The organism is Clostridium sp. (genome assembly GCF_022482905.1).
Taxonomy (GTDB): domain Bacteria; phylum Bacillota; class Clostridia; order Clostridiales; family Clostridiaceae; genus Clostridium_B.
On the sequence record NZ_JAKVOI010000001.1, the window covers coordinates 1,366,151 to 1,378,776 of the forward strand.

11 protein-coding genes are annotated in these 12,626 nt (G+C 38.2%); all 11 read right to left on the reverse strand.

Annotation, left to right across the window (positions count from 1 at the left end):
* Positions 1-98 precede the first annotated feature (98 nt).
* Positions 99-1,136, reverse strand: a complete 1,038-nt coding sequence (gene recA, locus LKE46_RS06760; RefSeq protein ID WP_434735210.1) for a recombinase RecA — start codon at positions 1,134-1,136, stop codon at positions 99-101.
* A gap of 273 nt (positions 1,137-1,409) precedes the next feature.
* The gene (pgsA, locus tag LKE46_RS06765; protein ID WP_291719651.1) at positions 1,410-1,997 is read right to left on the reverse strand and encodes a CDP-diacylglycerol--glycerol-3-phosphate 3-phosphatidyltransferase; all 588 of its coding nucleotides are present in this window, start codon (positions 1,995-1,997) and stop codon (positions 1,410-1,412) included.
* The gene (rimO, locus tag LKE46_RS06770; RefSeq protein ID WP_291719653.1) at positions 1,981-3,321 is read right to left on the reverse strand and encodes a 30S ribosomal protein S12 methylthiotransferase RimO; all 1,341 of its coding nucleotides are present in this window, start codon (positions 3,319-3,321) and stop codon (positions 1,981-1,983) included. Before rimO ends, pgsA begins: the two co-directional genes overlap by 17 nt.
* Positions 3,322-3,436: 115 nt before the next feature.
* On the reverse strand, positions 3,437-5,701 hold the full coding sequence (locus LKE46_RS06775) for an FtsK/SpoIIIE family DNA translocase (protein WP_291719655.1): 2,265 nt from the start codon (positions 5,699-5,701) through the stop codon (positions 3,437-3,439).
* Between the two features lie 190 nt (positions 5,702-5,891).
* A complete protein-coding gene (locus LKE46_RS06780) occupies positions 5,892-7,058 on the reverse strand; it encodes an NAD(P)/FAD-dependent oxidoreductase (protein ID WP_291719657.1) in 1,167 nt (388 codons plus the stop codon).
* Positions 7,059-7,072: 14 nt separating this feature from the next.
* Positions 7,073-7,396, reverse strand: a complete 324-nt coding sequence (locus tag LKE46_RS06785) for a (2Fe-2S)-binding protein (RefSeq protein WP_291719659.1) — start codon at positions 7,394-7,396, stop codon at positions 7,073-7,075.
* 13 nt (positions 7,397-7,409) lie between these two features.
* Complete coding sequence (locus LKE46_RS06790) at positions 7,410-8,978, reverse strand: FAD-dependent oxidoreductase (protein ID WP_291719661.1); 1,569 nt, start codon at positions 8,976-8,978, stop codon at positions 7,410-7,412.
* Positions 8,979-8,981: 3 nt separating this feature from the next.
* Positions 8,982-9,293, reverse strand: coding sequence for a (2Fe-2S)-binding protein (locus LKE46_RS06795; protein WP_291719663.1), 312 nt, complete (start codon positions 9,291-9,293; stop codon positions 8,982-8,984).
* 28 nt (positions 9,294-9,321) lie between these two features.
* Positions 9,322-10,473, reverse strand: coding sequence for an iron-containing alcohol dehydrogenase (locus LKE46_RS06800; protein WP_291719665.1), 1,152 nt, complete (start codon positions 10,471-10,473; stop codon positions 9,322-9,324).
* Positions 10,474-10,487: 14 nt separating this feature from the next.
* Positions 10,488-11,816 (reverse strand): aminotransferase class III-fold pyridoxal phosphate-dependent enzyme, encoded by a 1,329-nt coding sequence (locus LKE46_RS06805; protein WP_291719667.1) that lies wholly within the window; start codon positions 11,814-11,816, stop codon positions 10,488-10,490.
* Between the two features lie 67 nt (positions 11,817-11,883).
* The gene (locus LKE46_RS06810; RefSeq protein ID WP_291719669.1) at positions 11,884-12,597 is read right to left on the reverse strand and encodes an amino acid ABC transporter permease; all 714 of its coding nucleotides are present in this window, start codon (positions 12,595-12,597) and stop codon (positions 11,884-11,886) included.
* Between the last annotated feature and the right edge of the window lie 29 nt (positions 12,598-12,626).

Sequence of the window (12,626 nt, forward strand, 5' to 3'; positions counted from 1 at the left end):
CAGAATTTGTCTTAATTTTATATTATATTTTATCCATTGTCAAGTTTGTAACTCCAATTTCACAGCCTAAATATTATCGCTTTAATGCAGGCACAAAATTATTTTGCCTGAGTTTTTGTTCCCTGCTTTTCTCCATCTGTCTTGCTGTTTTTCAATTCCTTATTTTCATCTTCAGGCTTTGCCAGAGGCAAATTATATTTTTTCCTTATCTTGTTCTCTATTTCATATCTTATATCAGGATTTTCCTTTAAAAACTGCTTGGAATTTTCCCTGCCCTGTCCCAATCTAGTTTCACCATAGGAAAACCATGCCCCGCTTTTTTGAACTAATTCTTCTCTAACCCCTACATCAAGGACATTACCCTCTCTGGATATTCCCTGATTGTACATTATATCGAATTCAGCCTGCTTGAAGGGAGGTGCCACTTTGTTTTTAATAACTTTGGCCTTGGTTCTGTTTCCAACTACAGCATCACCCTGCTTTATAGCATCAGATCTTCTTACATCTATTCTGACAGATGAATAGAATTTCAATGCCCTGCCGCCAGGTGTAACCTCAGGGTTGCCAAACATGATCCCTACTTTTTCCCTCAATTGATTTATAAATACAGTTACACATCTGGATTTGTTTATAGATGCTGTCAGCTTTCTGAGTGCCTGCGACATAAGTCTTGCCTGAAGTCCTACATGAGAATCCCCCATTTCGCCTTCTATTTCTGCTTTCGGCACAAGTGCCGCTACAGAATCAATTACTATTACATCAATAGCATTGGATCTTACAAGAGCTTCAACTATTTCAAGCGCCTGTTCTCCCGTATCCGGCTGTGAGACAATCAAATTTTCAATATCCACTCCCAAATTTTTTGCATAGGCTGGATCCAATGCATGCTCTGCATCGATAAATGCAGCAGCACCTCCTGATTTTTGAGCTTCCGCCACTATATGGAGTGCCACAGTTGTTTTTCCTGATGATTCAGGTCCAAAGATCTCAACTACCCTTCCTCTCGGTACTCCGCCTATACCAAGCGCTATATCCAGATCCAGGCATCCTGTTGAAATAGAATCTATGTTCAATTTACTGTTTTCTCCCAATTTCATTATAGAACCCTTCCCAAATTGCTTTTCTATTTGTCCCATAGCTGATTCTATAGCTTTCAATTTTTCACTATCAAAACTTGTCAAAACTTCACATCCTCTCTTATAAGAACTTACGTTCTTAATAATTATATATCATGGTTTATGTTTAGTCAATAGTACGTTTTATAAAAATGTACTAACTATATTATAGTATATTTTCAATTAAAGGTATATAAAGTTATGTTTGTGTTTATACACCATTCTTAATTATAGACATAATTTTAGAGTTTTAATCCATTGATTTTACAAATTAAAAACCAATGGACTGAAACTCTATCTGTCGGATTTCATTACTTCCTTATTTTTAACAAAATAATCCACACCGGATACTATGGTTATTATTATCGCCATGCCCATAGCAATATATGTTATTAAATTCAATACTTTGTGGGGATGATCTACAAATACTTTAAAAATCGACATTGATACATGATTATAGTTCAAATTTATAAGCGCCAGTATAATGGCAATTATCTGTGTTACCGTCTTTGCCTTACCCCATGGACTTGCAGCTATTACTATTCCTTCCGCTGCAGCAACCGTCCTTAGTCCGGTTACTGCAAATTCTCTCGCTATTATTATCATGGCTACCCAGGACGGTATTATATGATATTCTACAAGACAGACAAGAGCAGCTGTAACCAAAAGCTTATCCGCTAAAGGATCCATAAACTTTCCAAATCTTGTTATCTGATTCCTGCTTCTAGCTATGTATCCATCCAATTTATCTGTTATTGAGGCAATTACAAAAACTATTATTGCAATTATTTTAAAATAAGGTACATCTTTTACAGCCATAAAAATCAAAAATACCGGAACAAGTATCATCCTAATTATTGTAAGTTTATTCGCTAAATTCATCGCATACAACTCCCATTAAATCATATTCAAAGCTATTTGTTATTTTTACCTTTATCATACTTCCCATTTCTAAGCTGTTGCTGCCTTTTATGTATATGACCCCATCTATGTCGGGAGACATTTCATAACTCCTTCCATAATACATGTCATCTTTCCGGCCCTCCACAATAACCAAATAAGTTCTTCCTACTTTGAGTTCATTTATGTTTTTTGATATGTCCTGCTGCAAAAGCATGATCTCCCCTTCCCTCTGCACTTTAATATCTTCCGGGACCTGATTTCTCATGCTGTAAGCCGGAGTATCCTCTTCCCTTGAATACTTGAAAACTCCAAGTTTATCAAACTTCATATTTTTTACAAAATTTTTTAATTCTTTAAAATCCTCTTCATTTTCTCCGGGAAAACCCACTATCAAGGTTGTTCTTATGACAATATCCTTAACCTTGCTCCTCAACTTGTTTATGTTTTCTATTATCTGAGACTTTCTTCCCTTTCTGCCCATGGCTTTAAGTATCCTGTCACTTATATGCTGGACAGGGATATCTATATACCTGCATACCTTTTTGTTTTCGGCTATTTCATCTATAATCTCATCAGTTATCTCCTCAGGGTAGCAATAGAGAACTCTTATCCATTCTATTCCATCAATCATTGAGATGCGTTTCATGAGCTTGTGAAGCTGCTTGCTTCCATACAGGTCAATTCCATATCTTGTAGTATCCTGTGCAATCAAAATTATCTCCTTTACACCTTTATCTGCCAGATCCCTGCATTCATCCAATATTGATTCAATTTTTCTGCTCCTGTATCTTCCTCTTATCTTGGGGATTATGCAATAGGTACAGAAGTTGTCACATCCTTCTGCAATTCTCACATATGCAGTATGGGACGGCGTAGTGATAATCCTTTTTCCCTCATTTATTTTCACATCACTGTAATTAAAATTACATATTTTTTTGTCATTGTCTTTAAAATGGATTTTAATGCTCTCATTCAACTTATCATAATCATTGACTCCAAGCATTATATCTACTTCCGGCAAAAGCTCTGAAAGTTCTTTTCCATACCTCTGGGTTAAACATCCTGTTACAATTAATATTTTGCAATTAAATTCACTTTTATACTTAGACATCTCGAGTACCGTATCTATGGATTCCTGCTTGGCAGACTCTATAAATCCACATGTGTTTACGATTATAACATCTGCCTCTTTCATATCGGCTACTAGATTGTATTCAGCATTTAAATTGTTTAAAATAATTTCTGAATCAACCCTGTTCTTGTCACAGCCCAAACTTATAAGTCCAACTCTTAGTTTATACAATTTCACCCTCCTAAATTCAGGTCATATAGTCTATATTTAATTAATGTAATACACATGTTATTGTAAATCTACTTTCAACTTTTTACAAGATAAAAAGCAAATATTAATGCACAAATCACTCCTTGTATTCATTTTTATCCACAAGTATCTGCCTTGGTTTTGTACCATCTTTCCCGGATATTATACCTCTTTCCTCCATTTGTTCTATTATTCTGGCAGCCCTGTTGTAACCTACTCTAAGTCTTCTTTGGACAAGGGACGTAGAAGCCTGTCCTGAATCAATTACTATTCTTATTGCCTCATTCAGCAGTTCGTCACATTCATCGTTTCCGGCAGATGCATTGGTGTCGATTTCTTCCATTATATCATCTTCATACTGTGGTTCTCCCTGTTTATCCTTTATGTATTCAACTACATTTTCCACTTCTTTTTCCGATATAAAAGCCCCTTGGATTCTGACAGGTTTTGACTCTCCTACAGGATAAAATAACATATCCCCCTTCCCCAGGAGCTTTTCCGCACCGCTCGTATCGAGTATAGTTCTTGAATCAATCTGACTTGAAACGGCAAAAGATATTCTTGAAGGTATATTCGCCTTTATTACACCGGTAATTACATCAACTGAAGGTCTCTGTGTAGCTATAACGAGATGCATTCCCGCCGCCCTGGCCATCTGGGCAAGTCGTCCTATATAATCTTCAATTTCATTTGGACATACCATCATCAAGTCCGCAAGTTCATCGATTATCATGACTACAAAAGGAAGTTTGCCTTCTACTTTTTCATCCTGTGCCAAAGCATTATATCCCTCTATATTTCTTACTCCATTATCTGCAAACAACTTATACCTTCTTCCCATTTCCTGTACGGCCCAGTTGAGTGCGCCTGCAGCCTTTTTAGGATTTGTGACTACAGGTATCAAAAGATGTGGTATTCCATTGTATACACTCAGTTCAACTACTTTTGGATCTATCATGAGCAGCTTTACCTCATCAGGAGAATATTTATAGAGCAAACTTATTATCATTGTATTTATACATACACTTTTTCCTGATCCAGTTGCACCTGCAATTAAAAGATGGGGCATTTTCGTCAGATCAGAAACTATGCAGTTTCCTCCTATATCCTTTCCAAGTGAAAAGCAGAGTTTATCCTTTGAATTTGAAAATTCCTTGGATTCTATTACCTCACTCAGATATACAGCTGTAAGTTCTTTATTTGGTACTTCTATGCCTATGGCCGATTTTCCCGGTATAGGAGCCTCTATTCTAACTCCGGTAGCAGCAAGCCCAAGCGCAATATCATCAGACAAATTAACTATTTTGCTTACTTTTACACCCGGGCTTGGCTGAACTTCAAATCTGGTAACGGAAGGTCCCTTGCTCACCTGCATTACTTTTGCCTCAACTCCAAAGCTATTCAGAGTTTCTTCAAGTTTATTGGCACTGCTTATAAGTTCCCGTTTATCTTCCCTATTCAGCTTTGACTGGCTGTTTTTTCTGAGCAAATCTATTTTGGGATAATTGTATACCATATCCTGGGCTTCACTTTCAATCATCTTTTTATTCAGTTCTTCATTTATAGATTTATCCGGGACTTTATCCGAAGCTATTTCTATTTCAATTGGATGATCAAGAGACTTATTTTTGTCATCCTGTTTGCTGTTGTCCTGTTCCGGCAGAACATCATCTTCCTTGGACTTCATGAAATTCAATATCTTTATTCTGTTGTTCAAACCTTTAATAAATCCGTTCCTTTCCTCGCTGTCTTTCAATATACCTTTCCCGGCTCCACTTTTATCTTCTATAATAGTATCATCTGAATCACCTTCTTTAGATGCAAAAATACTTCCCATCCTATGTAAAATATCATATAAGGTTATCTTTGTAATCAACATGAAGGAAACAATATAAACAGCTGTAAATATAATATAACATCCTGTGTCACCAAAAAGCTTGAAAAGCGGTATGTCTATGAGCAGGCTTATAATTCCGCCATGAAGTACACCTTCTCGCATATACAACTTTTTTATACTTTCAAATATAGTATAATATGGATAGTAATCTGACATAATTATCATCTGCATAAAGAGCATTGTATTTATTACAAATAAAAGTATTCCATAAAATTTCCTGCTGAAACTTATTCTGTTTTTGGAAGCCAGAAGGCATCCTCCCGTAAATATTATCAAAACCGGAAATACAAATGCACCCAGCCCCATAACCGCTATCAATATTCTCTTTACAGTTTCTCCAACTATCCCGGATGTAGAAGGTGAAAACACACTTACAAGCATAAGAATGCCCATAGTAACAAATACTATTCCCTTTATATCATTGTTTTCATTGCGTGTTTTTCTTTTCCTTCGTCTCATTGACATGTAGTCATCCCACCTCTGAATTTTAGACTCCTATTTAAATATTCTACACTCTTTTATTATTTCCTTTTCTGCAAAACATAAATAAACTGTCCCATAACAAACTTTGAGACAGTTCACTTTTATAAACACTAATCAGTACAAAAAATTATAGCAGTAATTGTAAAATATATCAATACCCTATATTCATATATTATCTTGTTCTTGCATTTCCTGTAAAGGAATCTATAGGTAAAAATCTGTCAAACCTCAATTGGCTGATATCTGCTCCCAAAGGCTCCCCCAACACCATTTCACTTAATATTTTGCCTATGGGTGCACTGATTCCAAAACCATGTCCGCTAAATCCACAGGCTGCATATAGACCTGGAACGCCTTCTATTTGACCAATACAGGTAGTGTCATCCGGGGTCCTGTCATGCCACCCGCTCCAGGAGCGTACAATCTTAATCTTTGCAAGGCCGGGGAACAATTGTACCAAGCCTTTTGCCCCAGAAGGAATATTGTTTGGTGTCAGCCTTTTCTCCACATAAGTTCCTTCTCTTGCAAAGGCGCCAATTGTACTTCCTGCTCCAAATACCAGAGAACCATGCTCGGTCTGGTGTCCATAATAACCTGCATTGGATGAAATAAAAATTTCATCAATAAATCTCGGTACCGGTTCCGTTACAAACACTTCACATAGTGCATGGGTGAATGGAATGTCAAAATCCACTGTATTCAGCAATTCACGGCTTCCATAACAAGCTGCCACAATAATGTTGTCCGCCTCATAAATATGTCCCTGGTTTGTAATGATTCTCCTTGCCTTTCCTCTTACAAGATCAATTATCTCCGCCTTTTCATGATCATAGAATTTTGCCCCCAGCTCCCTGGCTTTTGAATACAGCTTCAGAGTTGTCTTCAATGGATTTGCCCTACCTTCCTCCGCACAGTAGGATGATCCAACAATTTTATCGGAAAACTCAGGTACTCTTCTTCTAAGTTCACTTCCATCGATGAACTCTAGATGCATACCATACTTTTCAGCATGAGGGATAAAAGTCTCCATTTTTTTCATTTCCTCATTTGTTACGGCATTTCTAAAGCCACCTGTGGTTTTGTACTCAATGCCGCCAAGCTCCTCTTCAAGCCGGGGCCATATATCTGTAACACCATACATTGCAACAGAAAGTTCAGGTACTCCCCTGAAATTCATTTTATTCAGTCCACCGTTACGTGTAGATGAACCATTCCCCACGGTTTCTTTCTCAAGTACAGTCACAGAAAGCCCCTTTCGGGCTAAAAAATATGCCGCTGCATTACCCACAGAACCGCTGCCTACTATGATTACATCAGATTTAATTACTTCATTGTTCATTTTTAACCCTCCTCTTATTCACGATAATCCGCATAAATTTTAGCCATTACAGGTCTTGCCGGTGGTCTTGATGTCGTCTCCTCCAATTCTGTTGGTTTGATTTTCAACTCTTTTGCAACAATGTCCCTGACAATTCTCTCACAGGTCAATCCCTGACACAATCCCATTCCAGCTCTCAAATATCTTTTGATCTCATTCAACGTAAGCATGCCATCATAAATTGCCTTTCTAATTTCACCTTTTGTAATCTCCTCACAGCGGCAGATAATTAAATCATCGTCCTTATGAGGCTCGAATTCTCCCAATGGCTTTATACGATCAATACTCCTGCTTTCCATAAATTATACCTCCCTATTTCTTAAAAAATCTTGCACTTCCTGACAGCTCTTTTGGTACCTTGATAGTTAAGAGAACCGTCTTGTCAAATGCTTCCGATTTCTTAATATCAATGACCTCCGCTTCTCCAACCACTTTACCTCTGCGGTCAAGGGCGCTTCCCCTGTCACCTACTGACGGCAGCGGTAAAAACTCATAAGGCAGTGTCACCGTTGCAAAACCATCACCGCAGTCATCATCTACAAGAAAAATGGCCTGACCCGAGCAGGATGCAACGCACATACCACAGTTCCTACAATCTTTGTCATCATCTACCGCCGGGAGGGCAGTAATCTTGTCGCCTATTTTGATACATCCAAATTTACAGGCATCCTGGCATGGGTTGCAGGGTATATTCTGTGTACACTCAATTACAGGATGAATTCCGGATTTTTTCGTTACACCAGGATACTGATCAATTTCTGTCTCATCAATGTATCCATTTTTAAGCAGAAACTGCGATATGCCGTATCCTTCATCAGTTTGAGCCAAATCCGTCCTGCCTCTATTTTCACGGGAAAACATACCCTGTCTCAATTGTTCAATGGAATTAGAATACTTTATGTACTCCTGTTCAAATTCTTTTTCTTCTATATATTTTCCATATTTGGCAGCCGCAAGCCCTGCAATATGTCCATTTATCATGGCAGAACTTGCCTCTTCAATTCCTGCCACATCACCGGCAGCAAATATTCCAGGTATAGAAGTACAGCCATATTTGTCACACACAGGTACAAGTCCACCTCTGTCCTCCATTTTCACTCCAGTCATCCTCACCAACTGACTCATAGGATTGAGACCAACTGCCACGCATATAGTATCTATATCAAAATGTTTTTCAGTTCCCGGAATTATATTCCATGTTTTATCCACTTCACCAATGGTAACACCAGTAACCTTGTCAGTGCCCTCCGCCTTGACAATAGTATGGGACAAATAGAAATTCACTCCCGTCCTTGACAATTTAGAAGCATGTACCCCATATCCGCCAATTCTTGGTGCAGCATCAATAACTCCAACCAATTCACATCCGGCCTGCAAAAGCTGAAAGCCAACTACCAATCCCACATTTCCGGAACCAACCATAAGAATTCTTTTGCCGGGGCACACACCGTGAAGATTAATCATTGTCTGTGCAGCACCTGCTCCAATTACTCCAGGAATTGTCCATCCTTCAAAGGGAATCATTCTTTCTGAAGCCCCGGTGGCAACAACAATACTATTTGCTTTACAAGTCTCTATATGATCTTCTTTCATGACACTCACAGTTTTCTCGGGGAAAATTCCTATAACCGGTGAATTCAAATTTACTTCTACACCACAATCCCGGGCCTCTTCAAGAAGTTCTTTTCCTATGTTAATACCTCTGACCTTTGCCTTATGTTCTTTTGAACCGAAGAATTTATGAATTTGTTTAAAAAGCTGGCCTCCTGGTTTTGCATTCTCATCAAAGACAACGGTACTCATGCCTTTTTTTGCACCTTCCACTGCTGCACACAGACCTGCGGGACCAGCACCAATTACTACCAAATCATATCTTTTCATCTCTCATGCCTCCTTTGCTTTCAGTCCATATTGTGTCTGTACTTTCATTCCCTCTTTTAATGGAGTGATACATGTTCGGACATTGATCTCACCATCCACTACCATTACACAGTCTGTACATCTTCCAATGGCACAAAACACCCCACGTGCTGTCCCTTTTTTTCTCGTATGTCTATGGGTCAATATTCCTGCAGCCATAAGTGCTGATGCAATAGGTTCATCTTCATATCCTTCCATCTCTTTACCGTCAAAGTAGAACTTTATCTTCTTCCCTTTCTCATATTTTCCTAAGACAGGATGTTCTAATATCCTCATATTATTCACTCCTCTTTATCTTTCTTGTTTAATACAATCTCTCATAAATTTTTATCATATCTTCTACCGTAACATCTTTTCTGGTATTTGAAGGACTTCCACTGTCAAAAGCATCTTTCGCCATCTTTTCAATGACTTTAAAAAACTCCTTTTTCTCTATACCGTATTGGTTCATATTCGGTACTTCGCATATATTGCAGATCTCATCAAGCTTGTCAATAAATATCTTTCCAGCTGTCATATCCTCATCTTCATCTCGGGCAGCTCCAATTGCTCTGGCCAATTGGGCAAACCTGTCATAAGCCCCGTCCAATGCAAATGACATACATTCCTTCAACAGTATTGCATTTGAAATACCATGGGGTATGTGAAAAAGTGCACCAATCGGGCGGCTCATTCCATGGACAATTGTTACAGAGGAATTATTAAAACTGATGCCTGCTTCAAGGGCGGCTATTGCCATTTCTTCACGGGCTTTTTCATTTTGTGTATCTTTATAGACAATGGGAAGATATTCAAAAATACGCTTTACTGCTGATATGGCAAAACTGTCTGTCAGCGGAAATGCCTTTTTAGAGGTATAGGCTTCTACTGCATGGGTAAGTGCATCCAGACCTGTAGCAGCTGTAACATTCTTTGGTGATGAATAAGAAAATTTGGGATCTACAATTGCAAGTGCCGGTATTAAAACCTTTCCTTTAAGCAGCATCTTTATATCATTTTTCGTATCTGAAACAATTGTAAACTGTGTTGCTTCCGAACCGGTTCCGGCCGTAGTCGGAATAGCCGCAACCGGAGGAAGTGGATTTTCAATTGTCTTGCCATTATAATCCGATATTCTTCCTTCATTAGTTGCCATTGCACCAATTGCTTTTGCCGCATCCAGCGGACTTCCTCCACCAAAACCTATAATGAAATCACATTTTTTTTCATTGTAAATATCAAGCCCTCTATAAATCATTTTATCTGTGGGTTCTGAAACAATTTCCGAATATACAGCAGAGCCTACTCCATTTTTCTTCAGCATATCTATAAGAATCTTTACATTTCCCTGTTTAAGCATGGATTTTCCTGTCACAATCAATGCCTTTTTTCCCATGCGGCATAAATCCAATTCACTCATTTTCAGTGCATCTTTTCCTAAAATTATTTTCCCTGGTGTTGTAAATTGATTTGCCATTATCAATTCCTCCATTAAATAAATTCTTTATCAACTACATACAAAACAGAATCTAATTTTTTCAGTTCTTCCAGCAGCTGTTCTTCGGTAATAATGAGAGGAGGTGAGACAAAAATCATATTTTCATGGGAGTATGTCATAAATTTCTTTGCTTTTAACATCCCAATTATCTTGCCCATAATTCCCTCCGTATCTTTTCCATAAGGAACAAGTGGTTCCTTCGTCTTTTTATCTTTTACAAGTTCTACTGCAGAAAAAAGTCCGATTGACCTTATATCACCAATGCACGGATGTCCATCTTTCATTTTCAAGAGCTCTTCTTTTAAGACAGCGCCTACCTTATTTACATTTTCCAGAATATGTGCCTTCTTATAATAATTTACGCATGCAACTCCTGCTGCACAAGCCAATGGATGTCCACTATAAGTCAACCCGCAGGATAATAAATGGTCGTCAAAATATTCTGCAATTTCTTTGCTTACTGCGCAGCCTCCCAGCTGCACATATCCGCAGGTGACTCCTTTCGCAAAGGATACAATATCCGGTTTTACATCAAAATTTTCAAAGGCGAACATTTTCCCGGTTCTTCCCCATCCTGCCATAACCTCATCACAGATCATCATGATACCAAATTCATCACAAATCTTGCGAACGCCGGGCAAATAGTTTTTTGGTGGAATAATAATACCGTTGGAGCCCGTAATTGTCTCCATTACAATTGCTGCCACACTGTCCGGCCCTTCATAAATTACCTGTTCCCTCAACTTGTCAACATAGTATTGTCCTGCTGCTTCTTCAGATTCAAATTTTATTTTTTCCCTGTATACATAGGGATCAAAGAACTTGACAAATCCGGGTATTCCAGGCTCTAGCGGATATCTCCTCGGTTCTCCCGTCAGGTTTCCTGCTCCGAAGGAGGAACCATGGTAACTTCTGTAACGGCTGAACACTTTATTTCTTCCCGTATACATTCTTGCCATCTTAATGGCATTTTCATTGGCATCTGCACCTGCATTTGTAAAAAAGACTTTGCCCATGTTGTCCGGCATCAGGTCGATAATCATCTTTGCAAGAACTGCCCTTGGTTCAGAGCCATAACTAGGTGCAATGTAGCACAATTTGTCAACCTGGGCCTTGATGGCATCTCCAATATCTTTATTTCCAAACCCCACATTCAGATTTACCAGCTGCGAGGACATATCCGTATACCGGTTCCCCTGATGGTCCCACATGTAAATTCCTTCTGCCCTTTCAATTACTATCGGATTCAATCCTCTCTGCTTGCTCCATGACTGCAAATTGTACTTCAATAATGTTTCTTTGATTTTCTCTTCTGTTGTCATATGAATCACTCCTTAATTTTTACAAAAACTTTATGATAATATTTTTATACATATACGCTGTAATAATTTATCTCTTCTCTATCATCCTAAACCTGTCCTCAGCATATTTAATAATTCTTGACAATGGTATAACAATAATTAAATAAGCCACCGCGAGAATAGTATAAGATTCTATAGTTAGAAACGTCTGTGAAGAAAATGTAGTTGCCTTCAATAGTAATTCCGGTACTGATATATAAGCTAACAAAGATGTATCTTTAACAATAGTTGCCAAATAGTTGCCAAATACCGGAATTGAATTTCGAAAAGCCTGTGGTAAAATAATCCGTATTAGTGTTTCCCAATTGCTGTAGCCCAAAGCCAGGGCTGCTTCTTTTTGTCCATAATCAATACTCAATATGGCAGAACGTATTACCTCCGACAGCAGGCATCCATAATTGAGTGCAAGACCCAGAGTCCCTGCTGCAACTGCCGGCAGTTTCACTGTATAATTTATTCCAATTACCTGAATAAATATAGAGAGAATAAGTGGTATTACATAGTACATATATACCAGCTGAACCAACAATGGAGTTCCTCTGATAATTTCAATTAAAACTGTCAATATTGCTTTTATAGATTTAAATCTGCTGATTCTTCCCAGTGCAATTACAAGTCCCAGTAACATTGCCAATACAAATGATAATATCGTCACCTCTAACACAATAAAGAATGCACTCATTAATTCAGGTGCCAATCCCTGTGTTGCTCTGGCGAAGTCCAAATTGCTTAAAGCTTGCATCTCATCACTCCTGTCACATATTTTTATAA